We start from the raw sequence: 21,550 nt of genomic DNA on the forward strand, positions 1-21,550 counted from the left end.
AAACCGGGAGAGTAATTATGAAACGCAGAACACTACTTGCGACTGGCGCAGGTGCCGCCCTTGCCGCAGCAATGGGCATGCCGGCGCGCGCGCAGGACAAGACCAAGGTAGGCTTTATCTATGTTGGCCCGATCAATGATGGTGGCTGGACACAGCACCACCATCACTCCGCAATGGAAATGGTCGAGCATTTTGGCGATGCGGTTGAATTTGTCTATCAAGAGAGCGTCCCAGAAGGCCCAGATGCCGAGCGTGCGATCACCCAAATGGCTTTGGGTGGTGCGGATATTATCTTTACCACATCCTTCGGCTTTATGGATCCAACCGTGAACGTGGCTGCGAATTTCCCTGATGTGAAGTTCGAACACGCAACAGGCTATAAGCAGGCGGATAACGTGTCTGTCTATTCCGCGCGCTTCTATGAAGGTCGCGCGATCCAAGGCACATTGGCGGGTCGTGTCACCACCACCAACAAGATTGGCTATATCGCGTCTGTGCCAATTCCTGAGGTGATCCGTGGCATCAACTCGGCCTATATCCACGCCAAAAAGGTCAACCCTGATGTGGAATTCAAGATCATCTGGATCTTTGAATGGCTGAACCCCGCGAAAGAAGCAGATGCGGCCAAGGCATTGATTGAACAGGGCTGTGACGTTGTTCTGCAGCACACCGACTCGACCGCGCCGCATCAGGCCGCGCGTGAGGCAGGGGGCGTTTATACATTTGGTCAGGCGGCAGATATGGCGGAATATGGCCCGATGCCCCGTATTTCTTCGATCATCGACAACTGGGCGCCCTATTACATCGACCGCGTCCAGGCGGTGATCGATGGCACGTGGTCATCCGTGAACACGTGGGATGGCATCAGCGCAGGAATGGTTGGCATTGGCGAGATTTCCAATGTTGTGCCCGCAGACGTGAAGGCCGAGGCCGAAGCGCTGCGCGATGCAATCGCGGCGGGTGAATATCATCCGTTCACAGGGCCGATCAACAAGCAAGATGGCAGCCCATGGTTGGCTGAGGGCGAAACCGCGTCCGATGGCGACCTTGCGGGTATGTTCTTCTATGTCGAAGGGGTCGAGGGCGATATCCCGTCCTGATCCCAACCCTTATTGGGCGTGAAAGTGGGCGCATCTGCGCCCACTTTTTCTTTGCGGTGGGTTATAGTGCCTGATCTCCCTTTAGGCGTAGAAGCGCCACCAATGCAGCATCGCGGCGCGCGCGCAAATCTGCGCCGCCCATGCTCGCCAATTCCGCTTCGACACCTGCAACCAATTCCGCCTTGAGTGCCTCGGTCAGTTCGGGATGACCAAGGTCTTTCCATCGCGCCTCTTGCGTGGGGCCAAGATGGTCAAGATAAGCGCGATAGCCGCCCGCGCCACCGCCCAAGTGGTAGGTGAGATGTGGCCCCATCAAGGCCCATCTCAGACCTGGCCCATTGGCAATGGCGCGATCAATATCGGCGACATCCGCAATTCCTTTGGCCACAAGATTGACCGCTTCGCGATAGAGTGCTGCGGTCAGTCGGTTGGCGATGTGGCCTTGCACCTCTCGCTTTGCGCGAATGGGCACGCGGTGCAGAGCATGATAATGCGCTTCGGCTTGACCCATTGCCTCTGGTGAGGTGAGGCGGCCTGCAACCAGTTCAACCATCGGGATCAGATGCGGCGGGTTCATTGGATGCGCCACCAAGATGCGCTCAGGGTGTTTGGCGCCCTGCTGTAAATCACTTGCCATGAGTGACGAGGTGCTTGACGCAATCACGACCTCAGCCCCGACCTGAGCCTCGATTTGGCGGATCACCTCATGCTTGACCGCGATCCGCTCTGGCGCATTTTCTTGGACAAATCTGGCCCCTTTAAGAGCCGCATAATCTGGGCTGACATCAGGCGCAGTCGGCTGATGGGCCAACCCCAATTCTGCCAGGTTTGGCCATGCATGGGCCAAAAAGGCTGAAAGATTGTGGCTGCATTCAGGGTCGGGGTCGATAATGACCACTTTATGACCCAATGATGACGCTAAAGCGGCCCAACTCAGACCGATCAAACCACCTCCAACAATTCCAATTTGGCGTAAATTCGACATATATGAAACTTTTTAGGTATTTTTATTGTTTATTAACAATTTCAAATACATGAATTACATCCTCGTAATATGAAATAATGATAACTTAACCCTCCACGACATCTAGTAGTTATTGACTGTTGTGCGTGGATTTGATTCCATACAACTGCCCATAAGGAGTAATTAATCATGAAAAAACTATCTGTTGCAGTTTGCATCACAGCGCTTGTTGCTCTGTCGGCGTGCTCTTCGCAGCCCGTTGCGGCGCCAATCGAAGCGCCTGCGGCAAACAAAGTTCCAGGCTGAGGCTTGCCTCGGATTTCCCCATCACCTGCCACTAGCAGGTGATGGGGCATCTTTCAGTTACCCATCCATCGCGCGGGTAAGTTCTGAAATCTCTACAGCGCGATGTTCCTTCATCGAAATTTGTGCAGCCATTCCCATAATGACGGCCATGTAGCCATCGTTGAGGCTGACTTCGGGTGCTTGGCTTTTACCGCGCACCAAATCTAAGAATTTCTGATGCTGATAAAAGGTTGATCCATTATGGTCGCCTGCTGCCAATAGGGTCGGGTCGACAGCGATGTCGCGGGCGATAGGTCCTTTGGGGTCTCGTGGGCTTTCAATCAATTGCGGGATTGGGGCCTCGCCCAAATGATTGGGCCAGAACCGACCGGGGCCGGGCACATAGGCCTCAATCTTGCCCTTAGGGCCAGTGGCGCAGACCTCTTCTTGATAGCGGCTGCCTTCAGCGAACATGCACAGTTCGAGCAGCGCCCGCGCGCCATTGGCGAAATCCACGATGACAAACCCATTATCGAGGATATCTGGCGTCTCGCCGTCATAGGCCTCGTCTCGGTGGTTCACATCCATCCCACCCGAGGCCAACACCCGCACGGGTTCCGATTTCAGGGCGAGGCGCATCAGGTCAAAGAAATGGCAGCATTTCTCAACAAATGTCCCGCCAGTATAGCGGTTAAAGCGGTTCCAATCGCCAACCTTTTCAAGGAAAGGAAAGCGATGCTCGCGCAAAGACAGCATCTTGATCCCCCCTGTGGCCCCTTCGGCGGCCTCAAGGAAGGCGGTGATTGGCGGCATATAACGATATTCCATCGCGACCCAAATAGGCGCGGGATAGTTGTCACGGATCTCGCGCAGGCTGTCTTGTTGCGCGGGATCCGTAAAGAGCGGCTTTTCCACGAGGACGGGCAGGGGGCGATGTATGGCGAGATATGTTAACTGCTCGACATGGCGGAAATTTGGGCTGGCGATCAGGTAACAATCGAGATCGGGATGGGCCACCAGTGCCTCAAGGCTATCGTAAAGCGTGGCCTTCGGTGCAAGGGCCAGTGATTTCGCAGCCATACCTGCATCGGGCTCGAAAATCGCGGCCACCTCCGCCCCGTCTAGCAGGGCGATATTTTGCAGATGTTCTTGGCCCATCATACCGCAACCGATGATGCCGTAGCGTGTGATTTGAGACATTTGTCCTCTCTACTTTAGACGCTGCACATAATGTGCACGCGTGTGGTCAATCCAATTTCGGGAATATTCAATGATGCCCCGACCATCTGCATGGCTGTAACGCTCAACAAAGGGGGCGGGGCTTGTGGCTGGGCGCGCGAAATCGGGCGGCACCCAATCGGGGATGGGGGCGATGCTGACATAATCCTCAGCTTGAAGGATCCGCAGGCCTAATTGCACACGATAGGTCAGATACAACGAATCAGACAGCTTTTCGGCCTCCAATCGGCCCGCAGCCCCGTCTAGCCAGATCTCCTCCACCGCCACTGGCAGAGAATTGAGGAACCTCAAACGGCGGATTCGCGTGGCATGCGAGGCCGTGCCAAAACTGGGCAGATCGGCGGGTTTCGCGAGATAGTCCAACGCAAAAACTTGCGCGCTTGGCAGCCCGCCGCCTGTGCGAAGTTCGAGGCGAAACATCGAGTAAATCGAACTGATCTGTGCGCTTGATTGCACATAATTTCCAGAACCCTGCACGCGGCGCAAAAGACCTTTTTCTTCAAGAATATCGAGGGATTTTCGCAATGTGCGCACCGTGGTTTGATACTGCGCAGCCAGCGTGCGTTCGGGCGGCAGGCGGCTGCCATCGGGCAGGCGTCCCGCTGCGATTTCACGGATCAAGACCTCGCTTAATTGTACGTAAAGCGGCAGTGCCGATGAGGCGGGTCTGCGGTCGATTTGATCGCGCATCGAAGCGGCCTTTCGAAAAAATTGATACACTATTGATCCAGATCAAGGACACGGCTAATTTCGGGGAAAGTCAAGCGGCAGCGATGACGATCAGATCAACGCGCCGCAGGGAGGGGAGAAGAGATTTGAGCGTGGTTCCCATCACATCTGCCGATCTAGATGCCGCCGAAGTATCGTGGTTTGCTGCGCTTTGCTCGGATGATTATCAATTCTTGGGCGTGCCAGATGGGGCGTTGCGCTCATCTTTTGCGCATTGCTCGGATATTGTGAAAACCGCTGAAAACCACGGCTTTCGCAATGTGCTGTGCCCCTCGTCCTATCAGGTGGGACAAGACACGCTGAGCTTCGTTGCGGGCTGTGCGCCGATCACCTCCAAGATTAACCTGCTGGCGGCTGTGCGCTGTGGCGAGATGCAGCCCATTATGTTGGCGCGCACCATCGCAACACTCGATCACATGCTGGAAGGCCGCCTGACTGTTAACATCATCTCTTCGGATTTTCCCGGTGAGGTGGCCGACAGTTCATTTCGCTATCAGCGTTCGCGCGAGGTTGTGGAAATCCTGAAGCAGGCATGGACGCAGGACGAGATCAATTACAAAGGCGAAGTTTATAACTTTGAAGGCCTGACCACAGATCCCGCGCGTCCCTATCAAAAAGGCGGGCCGCTGCTGTATTTCGGAGGTTACTCGCCTGATGCGCTTGAGCTTTGCGGTCAGCATTGTGATGTCTATCTCATGTGGCCTGAGCGCGAGGAAGAGTTGCGTGGACGGATGCAGGCCGTGAATGCCGTGGCCGAGCGTTATAAGCGCACGCTTGATTACGGTCTGCGCGTCCATGTGATTGTGCGCGACACCGAGGCCGAAGCGCGCGAATATGCCGAATATATCGTTTCGAAACTTGACAAGGATCAGGGGGACGCGATCCGCAATCGCGCGCTTGATGCCAAATCCCTTGGGGTGAGCCACCAGTCGAAAAACCGCGAGATTGCGGATGATGCCGGCTATATCGAACCCCATCTTTGGACGGGTGTTGGCCGCGCGCGGTCTGGCTGTGGGGCGGCGCTTGTTGGCTCTACAGATCAGGTTTTGTCACGGCTTGAGGAATACCAGAAAATGGGCATTCGCGCCTTTATTCTTTCGGGGTATCCGCACAAAGACGAGGCAGAGCATTTTGGCAGCCGCGTGTTGCCGCAGATGAAAACTTGCTCTTTGCCCCATGAATATGGCCGCGTGCCCGCTACATTGCCAAATACACCCCTAGGCGGAGGCGTTCGCAAATGACCAAAACACCCCCCACCATGCCCCGCGTCCAAATCGCCGAGGGCCTGAGTTTTAGCCGTCTTGTCTACGGGATGTGGCGGCTTGGCGATGACACGGATACCTCCACCGATCATGTCATCGCAAAAATCGAAGCCTGCCTTGCCCAAGGGATCACAACCTTTGATCAGGCGGATATTTATGGCGCTTATACCGCTGAGGGCATTTTGGGTGCCGCGTTGCGCGCGCGGCCCGATCTGCGGGCCAAAATGGAAATCGTCACAAAATGCGATATCGTGGCCCCGATTGGCCGCTATTCTGACGCGCCTGTAAAATTTTACGACACATCCGCAGCTCATATCACGCAATCTGTCGACACCTCTTTGCGCGAGATGGGGATTGATCAGATTGATCTGCTACTCATTCACCGCCCCGATCCGCTGATGGATCACCACGAGACGGGGGCCTGCCTTGATGGATTGATCAAAGCGGGCAAGATCCGCGCAGCGGGCGTGTCGAATTTCCGCCCTTGGGATTGGGAGTTGCTTCAATCCGCGATGAGCGCGAAATTGGTGACCAACCAAATTGAGCTGTCGCTGTCTCATATCGCGCCCTTCACAAATGGGGATTTGAGTTTCCATCAACGCCATGCACAGCCCGTCATGGCGTGGTCACCTTTGGGGGGTGGTGCGCTGATGACGACACGCGAGGGGTTGTTGGCCACGCGTCTTGACGCGATTGCGGCAGAGCAGGGCGTGGATCGTGCGGCTGTTGCTGTGGCCTTTCTCTTGGCCCATCCTTCGACAATCTTGCCTGTGCTTGGCACGAATGCGTTGCCGCGTATTGCCACTATTTCAGACGCGCTGCGCGTGCGTATTGATCGGCGCGATTGGTTCTCGCTTTACGAGGCCTCGCTTGGCCACGAGGTCGCCTGATGGATCAGAAGATGCGCCGCCACCCCCTCAGCAGCTTTGTGCCCGACCCGGCAAACCCGCGCGCCTTTCGCACGGCGCTTGGGTGTTTTGCAACGGGTGTCACCATTGTTACAGTGGCAAGCGATGAGGGGCCCGTGGCCATCACAGCGAATAGTTTTACATCCGTGTCTCTCGATCCTGCATTAGTCTTGTGGTCGATTGATCGCGCTTCGCGCCGCTACCCCTTTTTCGGTGAGGCCCCTGCCTATGCCATTCATGTTTTGGGGGTGGATCAAGAAGATCTTTGCTGGCGCATTGCGCGAGATGCAAAGGGGCTTGGGCCCGATGATTTTGATATGAATGCCGAAGGTGTGCCCGTGCTGCATGACTGTCTTGCGCGGTTTGAATGTACAGCTTGGGCCAATTACGCGGGCGGTGACCATGACATCATGGTCGGCCAAGTGCAGCGTGCGGGCTATCGCGACTTGGGTGGGTCGCTGGGATTTTTCCGCGGCAAGCTTGGCCATTTCACCGTGAGGGAGACTGAGCCCGCATAACCAAGTTACCCCGATGAAAAGGGGGAAAGTGAGACGACCAAAACCAACGGTAATGTTTAAGGGAGGAATTACATGACCGCTAAGTTTACCAGCACTGCAATTGCAGCACTTATGGTTGCAAGCGCAGCCCCCGCTTTCGCGGATGAAATTACGTTTTTGTGCTACCAGGACGGCAATGAATGCGATGTGATCGGCGAAATGCTGCCCGAATTCACCGCTGCCACAGGCCATACTGTTAACATGGAAACCGTTGCCTATGACGTGATCCGTGATCAGTTGGAAAACCAGTTGCAAACGGATGCGGCCCCTGATGTCGCACGCGTGACCAATTTGGGCGGCTTGAACCAGTATTACCTTGATCTCGCGCCCTATGTCGATCGTGGCCCATGGGAAGCGGCCTATGGCGCAACCCTGCCGTGGTTCCGCGCACCAGGTGCGGGGGATGATGGCATTTACGGGTGGATGACCCAGCTGACTGTGACAGGTCCCTATGTCAACGTCTCGCTCTTTGAAGATGCGGGCGTGGATATGCCAGGTGATGGCGCCACATGGGACGATTGGGCAACGGCCTTGGCCGAAGTTCAGGCCGCAACAGGCGTGACCGCAGGCTTGGCTATGGATCGCACGGCGCATCGTATGGCGGGCCCCGCGTTTTCCTATGGCGCGAAGTTCTTTGATGATGCGGGCAACCCGATCCTTGTGGATGAAGGGTTCCGTAACTTTGCAGAAACATTTGTGGGTTGGCACGCCTCGGGCTTGATGCCCGCAGAAGGGTGGCCTGCAGGTGAGGGTACGCAATATCGCAACGCTGCACCGCTGTTCCAATCAGGCGAAGCTGTAATGCATATGTCGGGCTCGTGGATGATCAATTCCTACTCGGAAAACATCACCGATTTCGAATGGCGCGCGGTTCCAGCGCCATGTGGCGTAGGTGGCTGTGGCGCAATGCCAGGGGGTGCCGCGATCACGGCGTTCAAATCGACCGATGCACCTGAAGCAGCTGCGGCCTTTATTGATTTCCTCGCCTCTGAGGAAAATGCGGCCCGCTTTGCATCTGCAACCCGCAACATCACTGCGCATCAGGGCCTTCAGGCTTCGGGTGTTGATTATGGTGATGCATCCCCTGCCGTTGCGGCGGCGCTGTCTGTCTTTGCGGCAAATGCTGGCAAGGCAGCAGAAACCACACCGCAGGCTTACACCTTCCAAGGTTACGCCAAGAATTTCGTAATCTATGGTGTTGTGCCTGACTACCTGACCAAAGCAATCACTGGCGAAATGAGCCTTGATGATGCTTTGGCCGCGATTGATGCGGATGTTGCCGCACAAATCGCCCAGTAAGTGAACCAAAGGACGACCCTGCAATGATTGACGCCTTCATCGCCGCATTTGCAGGGTCACCTTGGCCACTTTATCTGGTTCTATACTTGGCCGTGGGGTGGGTGTTGATCCGCCCCACTGGCCCAATCACGGGGCATTTAGCCTCGATCATGGGATGGCCGATTGAGATGACACAGCGCCTCGCAGGCGCGACTGGTCTGCCCTATTTGTTCCTTTTGCCCAATATGTTGGTCTTTGGCCTGTTCACCTTTGCCCCGATGTTTATCAATTTGGGGTTCGCGGTGACCGAAGGCCAATCCATTCTCTTTGATGAGCGTGCCTTCGCAGGTCTTGATAACCTGCGCCGTCTTGTGGCCGAAACACAGATTGACACGGGCGCCGCCAATCTTGAGGACGACAAGTTTTTCTCGGCCGTCTACGACACGGCGATCTTCGTGATTTTCCAAGTGCCCGTTATGATCCTCGCGGCGCTTTTATCTGCGCTTGCCCTGAACCGCCAAATCATCGCGCGCGGCTTTTGGCGGGCGGTGTTTTTCTACCCTGTGATGCTGTCGCCCGTGGTGGTCGGATTTTTGTGGAGTTTGATCCTCAAGCGGCAAGGCGTCTTGAGCCAAAGCCTGATCATGTGGGGCTGGATTGAGGAGCCGATCCAATGGCTCACCGAACCGTCATGGACAATGTTTTGGTCTGTCTTCGTCTACACTTGGGCGCATCTTGGTTTCTATATGCTGATCCTGCTTGCAGGGTTGCAGGCAATCCCGCGCGATGTGTATGAGGCTGCTGAAATGGATGGCACATCCGCCTTTCGGCAATTGACTCGCATCACCATCCCGCTGCTTGCGCCGACCCTGTTGGTGGTCACAGTTCTGTCGCTGATCAAAGCCTTTCAAGCATTTGAGGAACTCTATGCCATGTCGGTGCGGTGGTCTTCGCTTGTGGCGTATATTTTTGAAACATCAGGTCTGCGGGGGCAGGCCACAGCCAATGGTCTGGGGGTTGCGGCGATGGCATCGTTGATTGTGGCTGCGGTTTTGATCGTGCTGTCGTTGTTCCAGGTTTGGCTCTCATCGCGGGGGGCACGGCAATGAGCGGGGCATGGGCATTTCTGACCCGCAAGGCAGGCGGGCCACGCGCGAATTGGTTGGATTACCTCACCTATGCCTATCTTTTGCTTGGCGTGATTGTGATCCTCGTGCCTGTGCTGTGGCTGGGGCTGAATTCGTTGAAATCTTCGGCGCAGTTGGAACGCCAAGACCTATCGCTTTTGCCTGCCCGCTATGAACAGGTGGCGCGCGCCACAGTCACAGGGCCAGAGGGCAAGCGCATTTTCTACATCAATGATCTGCCCTATTGGGTTTTGGATTGGTCGGATCTGCCCGATGCGCAAAAGGCACGACACGATTTATCCGCCTTCTTGTCAGGGTATGATGGGGATGCACTTTATGCTTTGCGGGCACATTTGGGCCTTTTGCCTGAGATGACGCGTGACTTGGTTGCACGGGAAAACCTGCCTGATTGGATTTTGCGCTATGTGTCCATGTCGGCTCAGGCCCGCAGTGAATATGATGTTTCGGCCATCATCGCGGGGCTTGGCCCCGAAGATCAGCGACTTTTGTCGGAATTTCTATCGCTTGATCCTTACGAGCCATCCGCTATTTCCGTTCAGATTTTGGCCCGCGCCCCTGATCCAGTTACAGGCATTGAGACACTGTTTGGGGTGTCGCGCATCAACCCCACGCGCGACACAACGCCTGCGCGCTATGTTGATAACCGCAGCGCGGAGGTGGTGCAGCTTGCCACGGCCACCATTCGTACAGAGCGCAGCTTTGCCCCCAGTTGGGAAAACTACACCGATCCCCTTTTAGGGCGTGCCTTTGGCGTAAACGTGAATTTTGCGACCTGCTTTACCAATTCGGTTTTGGTTACAGCCATAGCCACGGCCCTGACCTTGCTCATCAATTCGATGGCGGCCTTTGCGCTGGCGAAATATAAATTCCGCGGCCAAGTTTTGTTCTTTGTGATCATCTTGGCCACGCTGATGGTGCCCCCCACCATCACGCTTGTGGGCTTGTTCAAGGCAATCAATGCCACGGGCCTGTCAGGGTCGATCTGGGGCGTTATCATTCCAGGGGCGGCCACCCCAACGGGGGTGTTTTTGCTCCGCCAATATATGCTGTCGATCCCCGATGAGTTGATCGAGGCAGCGCGCATGGATGCGGCGAGCGAATGGAAGGTCTATTGGCGCATCATTTTGCCTTTGGCCTTGCCCGCGATTGCGGCCTTGGCAATCCTATCGGTGATCTGGCGTTGGAATGATCTGATCTTGCCGATGGTGGCCATCGCGACCACCAAAGAGGCCTATACAATTCAACTTTGTCTGCTTGAATTCCGTGGCGAGCATCTCAGCCAAGAGCATTTCCGCCTCGCTATGACCATGGTCAGCCTCGTGCCTGCGACCTTGGTCTTTGTGTTCTTGCAGAAATACATCACCACGGGCATTGCCAATACGGGATTGAAATAGTGAGTGACCTACAGCTGAAATCAGTGATCAAGCGCTACGGCTCGGTCGAAGTGATCCATGGCATTAATCTTGAGATCAAGTCAGGCGAGTTTTGCGTCTTTGTTGGCCCATCTGGCTGCGGAAAATCCACGCTGCTGCGGATGATTTCGGGGCTTGAGGGGATCACGGGCGGCGATGTCGTGATCGATGGGTCTGTGGTCAACCATGTGCCCGCGGCACAGCGTGAATTGGCGATGGTGTTTCAATCCTATGCGCTTTATCCACATATGTCGGTGCGCGGAAACCTGTCTTTTGGGCTTGAGAACCTCAAAATGCCGAAAGCCGAAATTTCCCGCCGCGTGGAGGAAGCCGCGCGTATGCTCCGCATTGAGGCGTATCTGAACCGTCGTCCTGGTCAATTGTCAGGCGGTCAGCGTCAGCGGGTTGCCATCGGCCGCGCGGTTGTGCGCGAGCCAAAGATTTTCCTTTTTGACGAGCCGCTGTCCAATCTTGACGCTGAGCTGCGCGTGACGATGCGCCGCGAGATTGGCAACCTCCATCGCCGCCTTGGGAACACGATGATCTATGTGACCCATGATCAGGTCGAGGCGATGACAATGGCCGATAAAATTGCGGTTTTGCGCGATGGCAGGCTGGAACAATTCGGAACCCCGTTAGAGCTGTTCAATAATCCAGATAACCGCTTTGTTGCGGGCTTTATCGGGTCGCCTGCGATGAACTTCCTGAAGGGCGAAATCGCCGAAGGTGGGGTGGCTTTGGCCGCCGGGGGGCACATTCCCCTTGGGCCGCGCAGCGGTGTCGGTCAAGGCGATGCAATCGAATTGGGCATCCGCCCACGCGACATTAGCATTGCCAAAACAGGCGGCGTGAAGGGCGAAGTGACCGAAGTCGAACAATTGGGCAGCGAAAGCTATATCTTTGTCACCCTGCCGTCAGGGGAGCCGCTGGTGATCCACCAAGCGGGTCAGACTGATATCGCCATTGGCCAAACAGTTGCCGTCAAGCTTGCCCCTGAGGCCGTTCACATCTTCCGTGCCGATACAGGGCGCGTGTGTCGGTGACCCTGCGCAACGCTGACATCCTCTCTGGCCTTCAGCGCATTGGGCCAGGGTTGCTGATGGCGCTTTTGGTGGCGATGGCTGCGCAATTCCTGTCTGATCATTACGGTGCGCCCGTGATGCTGATGGCGATTTTGCTCGGCATCCCATTTCATTTCCTCTCGCAAGAGCCGCGTATGGCCGCAGGCATCCAATTCGCGGCCCGCACCGTTCTGCGCATTGGGGTGGCGCTGCTTGGCCTTCGCATTAGCGCGCAATTGTTAGCAGGCATTGGCGTGGCCGAAGCGGTTATGCTGGCGATGGCGGTCGTCACCACGATTGGCGCGGGAATTTGGCTGGCCCCGCGTTTTGGCAGATCGGGCTATTTTGGGTTTCTTGCGGGTGGCTCTGTTGCCATTTGTGGTGCCTCTGCGGCGCTTGCCATTTCAGCGTTGCTGCCAAAACGGCATGTGGCCGAAGATGATGTCACCTTCACTGTGGTGGGGGTGACGGTGCTCTCGAGTGTCGCGATGATCATCTATCCGATGATCGCCACCTCGCTTGGTCTGTCGACCCATATGGCAGGGATATTCCTAGGCGGCACCATTCACGATGTGGCCCAAGTTGTGGGGGCGGGCTATTCCATCTCGGATGAGACGGGGGATCTTTCCACCTTGGTCAAATTGTTTCGCGTGATGATGTTGGCCCCCGTGATTTTGGTGGCGTCTTTGATCCTGCGCAAAGCCCATCTTGAGGCGGGCGAGGGCGGGAAAGCCCCGCCGCTCATCCCTGCTTTCGTGGCGGGGTTCATTGCATTGGCCATTCTGGGCACGATGCAGCTTGTGCCGCCGCTGATCACAGAGAGCGTGAACATTGTCTCGCGAAGCTGCCTTGTGGTGGCCGTTGCCGCCGTTGGGATGAAAACCTCGTTGCAGGCATTTGCATCAGTTGGGCGCAGCGCCTTGGCGTTGTTGATCACCCTGACGCTGCTGATTGCGGCTTTGGTGGCCATTGGCCTCGCGGTCTTAGTCTAGGCCTACTTGTTTTGCGGGGCTGATTTGCAGACCCGTATTTTGGCGCGCACCTTGTTCATGCCGATCTCAAAGGCGGCATGATCAGCCAATATCTTCGCGCGCGACCGATAGGGTTTTAAGGATGGCATAGACCGCCCGCCCTTCGTTCAGGCCCAATAGATGGGCCGAGCGGCGGGTCACACGGGCCAAGATCCGCCCCAATTTCGTGTCGACTGCGACCAAAACGGCGGGGCCATCGCCGCTGCGCATACTGTGAATTGTGCCTTCGATGACATTGAGCGCGGATAGTCCTTGTGGTTTTTGGGTGGCTAAAATCACTTCATGCGCGGCAATACGCAGTTGTAATTTTCGCCCCAAATCGCCACTCAGACGCGGCACAAAAAGTGCCACATCGGCGTTGCGTAATTCGCTGACCCCATCCGCGTGATGCGCCGTCAGCGTGGCCTCAATAACGGCCCCCGCTTCGCGTGACCCTGCAGGCAGGCTATGGGGGTCAGAAAAGACCTCGCTTGGGTGCCCTTGCGCCTGTATCCGCCCCGCCTCAATCGTGATCACTTCTGTTGCTAAGCGCGCAACCTCGGTGGGGGCGTGACTTACATAAAGAATGGGAATGTCCATTTCATCGCGCAGACGTTCAAAATAGGGCAGGATTTCTTGCTTCCGCGACTCATCAAGGGCTGCCAGTGGCTCATCTGCCAGAAGGATACGGGGGGCCGCTAACAACGCGCGCCCGATTGCCACGCGTTGCTTCTCGCCGCCTGATAGCATCGCGGGTCGCCGCTGTAAGAGGTGCCCGATCCCCAACATCTCGACAATATCCGCGAAATTCGGGGCAGGGCGCGCGCCGCGATAGCGCATCCCATAACGAAGATTTTTCGCAACGCTCAGATGCGGAAAGAGGCGCGCTTCTTGAAAAATATAGCCCGCTTGGCGCTCATGCGCGGCAAGATTTATCCCACGCGCAGGGTCAAACAGATCCATATCCCCCACGCGGATATAGCCGTCATCAGGCGTGATAAGACCCGCGACTGCATTGATCACGGTGGTTTTGCCTGCGCCCGAGCGGCCAAAAAGGGCGGTGATCCCGCGGGCGGCTTGGAAGTCGAGATCAAGTGAAAACGCACCGATCTGGTGACGAAGCCTTAGATCAAGCATCATGTCCCCCGATACGTTTGGACAAAGCCCGCGCCAGAATTTCCGACAAAACGAGGGCAAGAATAGCGATAAAGATCGACACGGCCACTAAGATCAGCGCGCCCTGTTTCCCGTCTGGTTGCTGCAAAAATGTGTAAATCGCCGAAGGGATTGTGCGGGTTTGATTTGGAATATTCGAAACGAAGGTGATGGTGGCGCCAAATTCCCCCATAGCCTTTGCAAACCCCAAAATCGCGCCAGCCAGAACCCCTGGCAGGCTCAGAGGCAAGGTGAGGGTGGCAAAGACCGCCCAAGGCGGCGCGCCTAGGCTGCGGGCTGCATCCTCAAGTTTGGGGTCAACCGCCTCAAGCGATAGGCGCATCGCGCGCACCATCAGCGGAAAGGCCATGACCGCCGCGGCAAGGGCTGCACCCGTCCAATGAAAGGCAAAGCCCAGACCTAGTGCAGCCAAGGCTTGCCCCACGGGGGCCTGCGCGCCAAAGGCCAAAAGCAGCACATATCCCGTCACCACAGGCGGCAAGATCAGGGGCAGATGAACCGCTGCATTCAATATTTGCTTTCCAAAAAAGTTACAGCGCGCCAACAGATAGGCAACCCAAAGTGCGACAGGCAGGCTGGCCAAGGTGGCCCAAAAACTGACCTTAAGGGATAGCGCGATTGCGGCCCATTCTGCGGGGCCGAGAAGATCACTCATTTCTCAGCCTCCGCCAGTGTCTCAAATCCATTCGCCGTGAAAATCATCTCCGCGTCATCCCCGCACAGATAGGCGAGAAAAGCCGCGGCCGCAGGTTTCATCTCCGCACCAAGCGCGGCGGCAGGGTAGCGGATTGGGTCGTGATTGTCTGCCGAGAAGGTGCCAATGATATGCACCTGCGTGCTGATCATAGCATCGCTGCGATAGACCACTCCAAGGGGGGTTGCTCCCGCTGCAACTTGGGCAAGGGCGCTGCGCACATTGTCGAATTGCGCGACCCGATCCGCGACCGTGTCCCAAAGGTCGAGATGGCTGAGCGCGGCGCGACCATAAATCCCTGCAGGCACGGCATCAACAAGGGCCATGGCCAGATAACCGCCGTCTAGCAAATCGGCCAAATTGATCTCGGGCGTGATATTCTGATCCGATTGATCTAGACCTTCCCCATGCGCCACAAGAACCAATCGATTGCCCAAGAGATCAAACCTAGCATCGGGCGTAATCAATCCCGCTTGGGCGATGCGATCCATCCAGTCGGTATTGGCTGAGATAAAAATATCGGCAGGCGCGCCCTGTTCAATCTGACGGGCCAGCGTAGAGGACCCTGCATAAACCATGCTGACCTCGAAATCGCTTGCTGCCTCAAATTTCTGTTCGATTTCATCTAGGGCTGTCGCAAGGCTAGAGGCCGCGAACACTAATATCTCTTCAGCCCGTGTCAAAGTCGGGCTAAGGCACAGCATAAGGGCCAAAAACATAAGACGGATCGGGGCGTTCATAGGGGCAGAGTTTCCGCGACCAATGCCGCTTGTGCAAGGGTCTTATGCGCTATTGATAACCTCTGCTGGATAGCCACGCCACCGTGGGCGCGCATCGCCAACGCGGCGCGGTGTTATGACCAAAAGTCCCGCGGGGGGATATCTTTATGTGCATGATGCTGCCTCGGGCCATTTCCCTTTAACTGTATATCGACCCGCGCCCCCTGACAAGAAACCCCAACTTTAGCCCCCTTGTTGTTTCATGGCTTTGTCACCTTTCTGTTGCGCGGTCGTAACTTAGATAGGGCAATGGCGTGGGGTACTCTGTTTTACCCAAGGGGGATACCTGATGAACCTGCGCATGCTTTTGGCCACAACAGGCCTTGCTTTGTTTGCAGGGCCTGCATTGGCCCAAGATATGAACTTTAACCGTATCGCGTCTTTTCCAGTTGCCGCGAATACGCCCGATGCCGAAGAAACCTCAGCCGAGATTATCGCGGCCACGGGCGATGGCATGACATTGGTCTATTCCGACAGCCCTGCAGGTGTGATCGGTTTTATCGACATCACTGATCCCGCGAACCCTGTTGCCGCAGGCGTATTTGCGCTGCCAAATGGCGAGCCAACAGCCGTATCCGCGCTTGGAAACACGGTGTTTGTCGCGGAAAACACATCGGAAAGCTTCACCAACCCGTCAGGCGTTTTGCATGCGATTGATGCAGGGAGCCGTGACGTTCTCGCCTCTTGTGATCTGGGTGGACAGCCCGACAGCACGGCTGTTGCCCCCGATGGCAGCTTCATCACTGTTGCGATTGAGAACGAGCGAGACGAGGATCTGGGCGATGGCCGCGTGCCGCAAATGCCTGCGGGTCATTTGGTGATCCAACCCTTGGGTGAAAATGGCGCGATGGATTGCGCGGCGCAGATCCGTGTTGATCTGACAGGGCTTGCTGATATCGCCCCAGAAGACCCTGAACCAGAATTCGTTGACGTGAACGCCAATGGCGACATCGTTGTGACGATGCAGGAAAACAACCACATGGTTGTCGTTTCTGCTACAGGTGAGGTGCTCAGCCATTTCTCGGCGGGTGAGGTGACGCTTAACGGCGTGGACACCGAGGAAGAAGGCGCGCTGATCTTTGACCAGACCATCACAGTCCCGCGCGAGCCTGATGGGGTGCAGTGGATCGATACAGACCATTTCGCGATTGCAAATGAAGGCGATATGGATGGTGGCAGCCGCGGCTTTACCGTGTTCAACCGCGATGGCACCGAAGTTTTTGAGGCAGGCACGGCTTTTGAATACGCGATTGTGGAAATCGGCCATTACCCCGAAAAGCGCTCTGGCAACAAAGGTGTCGAGCCTGAAGGGATGGAATTTGCAACATTTGGCGGCGTGCCAATGATGTTCCTATTGGCCGAACGCTCCTCTATCGTGGGCGTCTATGATATGTCGAACCCTGCTCAGCCTGTATTGGCACAGCTTCTGCCCTCTGGCATTTCCCCTGAGGGTGCGATTGCGATCCCCTCGCGGAATATTTTGGCCACGGCCAATGAATATGACGCGCGGGGCGATGGCGGCGCGCCTGCCCATGTGATGATCTATGAATATCAAAACGCCCCTGCCGTATATCCGCATCTGACGAGCGCAGGTATGGATGAGTTGACAGGCTGGGGTGCGATCTCGGGGCAGGTTATGGCTGAAGATGGAACACTCTATGCAGTGGCTGACAGCTTCTATGCCATGCAGCCAACCATCTTCCACATCGATGTTAGCCAAACCCCTGCGCGTATTGTTGATGCAATTCGCGTCACCCGCGAAGGTCAGCCCGCGCAGTTGATGGATATGGAAGGCATCGCGCTTGATGGTGAGGGCGGTTTCTGGGTCGCCTCAGAAGGGCGCAGTGACCGCTTGGTGCCGCACGCGATCTATCACATTGGGGCCGATGGCGCGATTGAGGATTACATCGCCCTGCCAAATGAATTGCTGGCCGTGGAGCAGCGTTTCGCGTTTGAGGGGATCACCCGTGTTGACGATATGCTGTATATGGCCGTGCAGCGTGAATGGCGCGATGATCCTGAAAACCATGTGAAGGTTCTGGGCTATAACCTAGAAACCGAAGCGTGGAGCGTGGCACATTACCCGCTGACCGAAGCATCTACGGGTTGGGTTGGTCTTTCGGAAATCGTTGCGCATGGTGATGACCTCTACTTCCTCGAGCGTGACAATCAACTGGGTGATGCAGCAATGACCAAGCTGATCACCCGCGTCTCAATGGATCAGATGGCGGGGATGGTCGCGCTGGGCGAAACGCCACCCGTTCTGACCAAAGAGATTGTTGTCGATCTGCTGCCTTATCTGACCTCGACAGGCGGCTTTGTCTTGGACAAGGTCGAAGGCCTGGCAATCGCCGAAGATGGCACAATGTGGGTGTCCACCGACAATGATGGTGTGGACGACCATTCTGGCGAAACGATGCTGTTCGCGATCTCGGCGCAGTAACCATCGGTAGTTTGACTGAGCGAAAAACGCCCCTCGCAAAGCGATTTGCGGGGGGTTTCTTATGCCAAATGTTGGCTTTCGATATGATGAAACCGCCCCGTCTCATCCTCGCCCATAAGGGCCAATGAGGCGACCTCAAAGGGCTGCGGGATCACAGGCGCGAAATGCGCATGCAGACGGGACACCAGATCATTAGCCTCGGATTGTGGCAGGCGGCCTGACAAGGTCAGATGAAAGCGGAATTCTTCCATCACATAGGGATAGCCCCATGCGACCAACATCTCCTCCTGACGGGGGGTGAGGTTGGCTGATCTGCGCTTGGCCAATTCCGCCTCGGATGCAGGCGCGCGAAACGGATCCAACCCTTTGACCATCGTTGCGGCCAGCTCTTGGAGCGCGGGATTATGACTTGCGGGGACAGCGGCGACAAAGCCCCCCAAACGGCGGATTTCCAAAACGGGGATTTCAACCCGCGATGTTGCTTTGCACAATTCCCGGAACCTTGCCGCAAGGTCATGGGCGCTTTGACCTTTGGCCAGTTTGAAAGGTGGCTTGATCGTTGCGTGAAACCCATATTTGCGGGGGGTGTCGGTGATTTGTGCGATGGGCCGCGATAGGCCCGCAAGCTCGGGATGCGTGCGCGCAGCGCCTTGGCGGCTGCACCAGCCCAACCAATCCGCCCCAAGGCGATAAAACCCGCCATCGGGCAGAAAATATACCGCATATCGGCTATAGTCGGACATTCCGCGTTCCCCCTTTTGGCTTGGGGTCGGCCTAGGTTCTGCGTCCTGATTTGGCAATGATTAATTAACCAATAAGGTCTATCCTCTGGTCGTGGCAGATGGTGGACACCACCCCCCCCCTTTGGGGGTGCTGTCCCAAACACCGCTGCCCTTGGCCGAGTTTCACTTACCCGAACGGGGGATCGGTCGCACATATCATGGTTTAATCCTAATTCCGCTGCAAGGCATGCGCTATGGTCGCCCCTAATTCGTAATAGACCGCGCGCAATTGACCAAATCCCGTTACCGATTTTTGCAATGGTGGCATCGGCCAGAGGTTGCGGTTTTGTTGTAAAAGGGCCTGCGCGGCCGCTGTGCCAAATACGGTTCCAGGGCCTATCCCGCGCCCTGAATATCCAAACACCGCCGCACCATTTGACCTGATCTCCAAGACTTTGGGAATATGGTCGCCCGTCATGGCGATACGCCCTTGCCAGATATGGCTAAAGCCTTGACCTGCCAATTGCGGGAAGGTTTGCGCCAATTTGCGCGCTGCCCACGCGTGATGCGTGCCGCCCCCAAGCCGCCCTTCAACATTGCCAATCGCGCCCAAAATCAGGCGCCCTGCCGCATCCATGCGGAAGGAACTCATGACCATTGCCGTATCCCATGCCCCTTCACCGCCCGCTAGAATTTCGGCGCGCAAGCTCTGCGGCAGGGGTGTCGTGGCAAATTGGCTATAATAAACGGGGATGAAGCTGGGCCTGTAACTGGAAAATCCGGCCATGTGATAGGCATTAGTGGCAATCAATGCGGATCGCGCGGTGATCTCGCGCCCTGCGGCGCGCGCCACCCAAGCGCGGCCCTGATGGGTTAAATCTTCAACTGTGAGGGGGGCAAAGATCTGTGCCCCTGCCGCTTGGGCCGCGCGGGCAAGCCCGCGTGCGTAAGCCAGAGGTTGAATCGTGCCAGCACGCGCATCAAACAGCGCGCCTGCAAAGTTAGGGCTGCCCGTGCGTGCGGTGGTTTCCTCGACATCAAGCAACTGCAAGGGCGCGCCATATTGGTTGCCTTGGCGATGGCGGGTTTTCAGATCATCCAATCCCGCCGCGTTATGGGCCAGGTGCAAGGTGCCGTTACGCGTGGCTTCGCAGGCGATATTCTCGCGCGCGATCAGATCAAAGACACGGGCAGGGGCCGCGCCAAGCGTATCAATCAGCGCTTCACCCGTTTTGACGCCGAGGGTTTTGATGATCTCCTGCGGCGGCAACCACAGGCCTGCGTTCACGAGGCCCACATTGCGCCCCGATCCACCATGGCCAATCTCTTGCGCCTCAAGAAGCGCGACCTTGGCGCCCATGCGTGCGGCCTCTAACGCCGCGGAAAGGCCCGTGAACCCGCCCCCGATGATCAAGAGATCAACCGCGCTTGGTAAAGCGTCTGCGCTGTCGGCTGTCACCTGCTCGCGCGCGGTGCTGTGCCACAGATTGCCCTTTGATCCAAAAGCCCCAGACGCCTGCATCGGCGCGCCCCTTTGTGATTAGAAAAACGCCTGAAGCCCTGTTTGCGCGCGCCCCAAAATCAGGGCATGCACGTCATGTGTGCCTTCATAGGTGTTGACCGTCTCAAGGTTCTGCGCGTGACGCATCACATGATATTCGGCCATGATCCCATTGCCGCCATGCATATCCCGCGCATCGCGCGCTACGGCCAAGGCTTTGCCGCAATTATTGCGTTTGATCAGGCTGATCAATTCGGGCGCGCAGCTGCCCTCATCCATCATGCGACCTGCACGCAAGGCCCCTTGTAGGCCAAGTGCGATTTCCGTCTGCATATCGGCCAGCTTTTTCTGAAACAGCTGTGTTTGCGCAAGGGGGCGGTCGAATTGGCGGCGGTCGAGCCCATATTGGCGGGCGCGATGCCAGCAATCTTCGGCGGCACCCATCACCCCCCACGCAATGCCATAGCGCGCGCGGTTGAGGCAGCCAAACGGCCCCTTCAGTCCCTCGACATTTGGCAAAAGCGCATCTTCTGGCACGGCAACCTGATCCATCACGATTTCGCCCGTGACCGAAGCCCGCAAGGAAAGTTTGCCCTCAATCTTGGGCGCAGACAGGCCCTTCATTCCTTTCTCAAGGATAAAGCCACGAATCTTGCCGCCATGAGCCTCCGATTTTGCCCAAACGATAAAGACATCCGCAATCGGCGCGTTGGAAATCCACATCTTTGCGCCGTTCAACACATAGCCATCTGCGGTTTTCGTGGCCGTGGTTTTCATCCCTGCGGGGTCAGAGCCCGCTTCGGGTTCGGTCAAACCAAAGCAGCCAATAAGCGCGCCGCTGATCAGTTTGGGCAAATATTTTTGTTTTTGTGCCTCTGACCCGTAAGCATGGATCGGGTAGATCACGAGGCTTGATTGCACGGACATCATCGAACGATATCCAGAATCGACCCGCTCTACAGCGCGGGCGATTAAGCCATAGCTGACATAGCTTGCGCCAATGCCGCCATAGGTTTCGGGCACAGTCACACCCAAAAGGCCCATTTCTCCCATCATGGGAAACAGTTCGGGCGCAGTGGTTTCATTCAAATAAGCTTCGGTGACGCGGGGGGCGAGGTGGTCTTGGGCAAAGGCCTCGGCGCTTTCGGAAATCATCACTTCCTCAGGCGCAAGCTGCGCTGCCAGATGAAAGGGATCTGCCCACTCAAAAGCCGCGAGAGCAGGGCCTGATTTTGCGCTGTGACCATCTGGCATCGTTACGTCCTCCAAAGCAAAAAACATA

General features: G+C 56.5%; 19 protein-coding genes. 10 read left to right on the forward strand and 9 right to left on the reverse strand.

Features of this window, described 5'->3' with window-relative positions; translation table 11 throughout:
• Window positions 1-17 precede the first annotated feature (17 nt).
• Entirely contained in the window at window positions 18-1,100 is a 1,083-nt protein-coding gene (locus tag AAC621_RS10330; protein WP_340255257.1) for a BMP family ABC transporter substrate-binding protein, read from the forward strand.
• A 61-nt stretch (window positions 1,101-1,161) separates the two neighbouring features.
• Here AAC621_RS10330 and AAC621_RS10335 read toward each other — a convergent pair whose 3' ends face one another.
• The 3 genes from AAC621_RS10335 to AAC621_RS10345 all read right to left on the reverse strand — a co-directional run bounded on the left by AAC621_RS10335 (window position 1,162) and on the right by AAC621_RS10345 (window position 4,278).
• Window positions 1,162-2,085 (reverse strand): 3-hydroxyacyl-CoA dehydrogenase NAD-binding domain-containing protein, encoded by a 924-nt coding sequence (locus AAC621_RS10335; RefSeq protein WP_340255260.1) that lies wholly within the window; start codon window positions 2,083-2,085, stop codon window positions 1,162-1,164.
• Window positions 2,086-2,427: 342 nt separating this feature from the next.
• Window positions 2,428-3,549 carry a Gfo/Idh/MocA family protein gene (locus tag AAC621_RS10340; RefSeq protein WP_340255263.1) on the reverse strand — a complete coding sequence of 374 codons (1,122 nt, stop codon included), beginning with the start codon at window positions 3,547-3,549 and terminating at the stop codon, window positions 2,428-2,430.
• A gap of 9 nt (window positions 3,550-3,558) precedes the next feature.
• A complete protein-coding gene (locus AAC621_RS10345; RefSeq protein ID WP_340255266.1) occupies window positions 3,559-4,278 on the reverse strand; it encodes a GntR family transcriptional regulator in 720 nt (239 codons plus the stop codon).
• Between the two features lie 125 nt (window positions 4,279-4,403).
• Between AAC621_RS10345 and AAC621_RS10350 the strand changes: the two genes are divergently transcribed.
• The 8 genes from AAC621_RS10350 (at window position 4,404) to AAC621_RS10385 (ending at window position 12,935) form a co-directional block, all read left to right on the forward strand.
• Window positions 4,404-5,558, forward strand: a complete 1,155-nt coding sequence (locus AAC621_RS10350; RefSeq protein ID WP_340255269.1) for an LLM class flavin-dependent oxidoreductase — start codon at window positions 4,404-4,406, stop codon at window positions 5,556-5,558.
• Window positions 5,559-5,575: 17 nt separating this feature from the next.
• Complete coding sequence (locus AAC621_RS10355; protein ID WP_340256473.1) at window positions 5,576-6,469, forward strand: aldo/keto reductase; 894 nt, start codon at window positions 5,576-5,578, stop codon at window positions 6,467-6,469.
• A gap of 11 nt (window positions 6,470-6,480) precedes the next feature.
• On the forward strand, window positions 6,481-7,005 hold the full coding sequence (locus AAC621_RS10360; RefSeq protein WP_340255272.1) for a flavin reductase family protein: 525 nt from the start codon (window positions 6,481-6,483) through the stop codon (window positions 7,003-7,005).
• Between the two features lie 72 nt (window positions 7,006-7,077).
• On the forward strand, window positions 7,078-8,343 hold the full coding sequence (locus tag AAC621_RS10365) for an ABC transporter substrate-binding protein (RefSeq protein ID WP_340255274.1): 1,266 nt from the start codon (window positions 7,078-7,080) through the stop codon (window positions 8,341-8,343).
• A 23-nt stretch (window positions 8,344-8,366) separates the two neighbouring features.
• On the forward strand, window positions 8,367-9,431 hold the full coding sequence (locus AAC621_RS10370) for a carbohydrate ABC transporter permease (protein WP_340255277.1): 1,065 nt from the start codon (window positions 8,367-8,369) through the stop codon (window positions 9,429-9,431).
• Window positions 9,428-10,864, forward strand: coding sequence for a carbohydrate ABC transporter permease (locus tag AAC621_RS10375; RefSeq protein ID WP_340255280.1), 1,437 nt, complete (start codon window positions 9,428-9,430; stop codon window positions 10,862-10,864). Before AAC621_RS10370 ends, AAC621_RS10375 begins: the two co-directional genes overlap by 4 nt.
• Window positions 10,864-11,925, forward strand: coding sequence for an ABC transporter ATP-binding protein (locus AAC621_RS10380; protein WP_340255283.1), 1,062 nt, complete (start codon window positions 10,864-10,866; stop codon window positions 11,923-11,925). The genes AAC621_RS10375 and AAC621_RS10380 overlap by 1 nt, the downstream gene beginning before the upstream one ends.
• Window positions 11,922-12,935 (forward strand): YeiH family protein, encoded by a 1,014-nt coding sequence (locus AAC621_RS10385; protein ID WP_340255285.1) that lies wholly within the window; start codon window positions 11,922-11,924, stop codon window positions 12,933-12,935. The genes AAC621_RS10380 and AAC621_RS10385 overlap by 4 nt, the downstream gene beginning before the upstream one ends.
• Window positions 12,936-13,016: 81 nt before the next feature.
• Here AAC621_RS10385 and modC read toward each other — a convergent pair whose 3' ends face one another.
• The 3 genes from modC to modA are packed head-to-tail and all read right to left on the reverse strand — an operon-like array spanning window position 13,017 to window position 15,563.
• Entirely contained in the window at window positions 13,017-14,090 is a 1,074-nt protein-coding gene (gene modC / locus AAC621_RS10390) for a molybdenum ABC transporter ATP-binding protein (RefSeq protein ID WP_340255288.1), read from the reverse strand.
• Complete coding sequence (gene modB / locus AAC621_RS10395; protein ID WP_340255291.1) at window positions 14,083-14,784, reverse strand: molybdate ABC transporter permease subunit; 702 nt, start codon at window positions 14,782-14,784, stop codon at window positions 14,083-14,085. Before modB ends, modC begins: the two co-directional genes overlap by 8 nt.
• Window positions 14,781-15,563, reverse strand: a complete 783-nt coding sequence (gene modA / locus AAC621_RS10400; RefSeq protein WP_340255294.1) for a molybdate ABC transporter substrate-binding protein — start codon at window positions 15,561-15,563, stop codon at window positions 14,781-14,783. The genes modB and modA overlap by 4 nt, the downstream gene beginning before the upstream one ends.
• A 328-nt stretch (window positions 15,564-15,891) precedes the next feature.
• Between modA and AAC621_RS10405 the strand changes: the two genes are divergently transcribed.
• Window positions 15,892-18,045 carry an esterase-like activity of phytase family protein gene (locus tag AAC621_RS10405; RefSeq protein ID WP_340255297.1) on the forward strand — a complete coding sequence of 718 codons (2,154 nt, stop codon included), beginning with the start codon at window positions 15,892-15,894 and terminating at the stop codon, window positions 18,043-18,045.
• A 59-nt stretch (window positions 18,046-18,104) separates the two neighbouring features.
• Here the strand turns inward: AAC621_RS10405 and AAC621_RS10410 are convergent, their stop codons facing one another.
• The 3 genes from AAC621_RS10410 to AAC621_RS10420 form a co-directional block, all read right to left on the reverse strand.
• Entirely contained in the window at window positions 18,105-18,788 is a 684-nt protein-coding gene (locus AAC621_RS10410) for a DUF1045 domain-containing protein (RefSeq protein ID WP_340255300.1), read from the reverse strand.
• Window positions 18,789-18,996: 208 nt separating this feature from the next.
• Window positions 18,997-20,289: an NAD(P)/FAD-dependent oxidoreductase gene (locus AAC621_RS10415; RefSeq protein ID WP_340255303.1), complete on the reverse strand. Its 1,293-nt coding sequence runs from the start codon at window positions 20,287-20,289 to the stop codon at window positions 18,997-18,999.
• A gap of 18 nt (window positions 20,290-20,307) precedes the next feature.
• A complete protein-coding gene (locus tag AAC621_RS10420) occupies window positions 20,308-21,522 on the reverse strand; it encodes an acyl-CoA dehydrogenase (protein WP_317655824.1) in 1,215 nt (404 codons plus the stop codon).
• Window positions 21,523-21,550: the final 28 nt, after the last annotated feature.

Source organism: Roseobacter sp. HKCC-CH-9208, assembly GCF_037805125.1.
In the GTDB taxonomy this organism is placed as follows: Bacteria; Pseudomonadota; Alphaproteobacteria; order Rhodobacterales; family Rhodobacteraceae; genus M30B80.

Excerpts from the sequence above, each read along its gene's own strand:
- AAC621_RS10370 (WP_340255277.1), top strand. The coding sequence starts at position 8,367 with ATGATTGACGCCTTCATCGCCGCATTTGCAGGGTCACCTTGGCCACTT.
- AAC621_RS10340 (WP_340255263.1), bottom strand. The coding sequence starts at position 3,549 with ATGTCTCAAATCACACGCTACGGCATCATCGGTTGCGGTATGATGGGC.
- modA (WP_340255294.1), bottom strand. The coding sequence starts at position 15,563 with ATGAACGCCCCGATCCGTCTTATGTTTTTGGCCCTTATGCTGTGCCTT.
- modC (WP_340255288.1), bottom strand. The coding sequence starts at position 14,090 with ATGCTTGATCTAAGGCTTCGTCACCAGATCGGTGCGTTTTCACTTGAT.
- modB (WP_340255291.1), bottom strand. The coding sequence starts at position 14,784 with ATGAGTGATCTTCTCGGCCCCGCAGAATGGGCCGCAATCGCGCTATCC.
- AAC621_RS10420 (WP_317655824.1), bottom strand. The coding sequence starts at position 21,522 with ATGCCAGATGGTCACAGCGCAAAATCAGGCCCTGCTCTCGCGGCTTTT.
- AAC621_RS10330 (WP_340255257.1), top strand. The coding sequence starts at position 18 with ATGAAACGCAGAACACTACTTGCGACTGGCGCAGGTGCCGCCCTTGCC.
- AAC621_RS10375 (WP_340255280.1), top strand. The coding sequence starts at position 9,428 with ATGAGCGGGGCATGGGCATTTCTGACCCGCAAGGCAGGCGGGCCACGC.
- AAC621_RS10345 (WP_340255266.1), bottom strand. The coding sequence starts at position 4,278 with ATGCGCGATCAAATCGACCGCAGACCCGCCTCATCGGCACTGCCGCTT.
- AAC621_RS10410 (WP_340255300.1), bottom strand. The coding sequence starts at position 18,788 with ATGTCCGACTATAGCCGATATGCGGTATATTTTCTGCCCGATGGCGGG.
- AAC621_RS10360 (WP_340255272.1), top strand. The coding sequence starts at position 6,481 with ATGCGCCGCCACCCCCTCAGCAGCTTTGTGCCCGACCCGGCAAACCCG.
- AAC621_RS10405 (WP_340255297.1), top strand. The coding sequence starts at position 15,892 with ATGAACCTGCGCATGCTTTTGGCCACAACAGGCCTTGCTTTGTTTGCA.
- AAC621_RS10335 (WP_340255260.1), bottom strand. The coding sequence starts at position 2,085 with ATGTCGAATTTACGCCAAATTGGAATTGTTGGAGGTGGTTTGATCGGT.
- AAC621_RS10365 (WP_340255274.1), top strand. The coding sequence starts at position 7,078 with ATGACCGCTAAGTTTACCAGCACTGCAATTGCAGCACTTATGGTTGCA.
- AAC621_RS10355 (WP_340256473.1), top strand. The coding sequence starts at position 5,576 with ATGCCCCGCGTCCAAATCGCCGAGGGCCTGAGTTTTAGCCGTCTTGTC.
- AAC621_RS10415 (WP_340255303.1), bottom strand. The coding sequence starts at position 20,289 with ATGCAGGCGTCTGGGGCTTTTGGATCAAAGGGCAATCTGTGGCACAGC.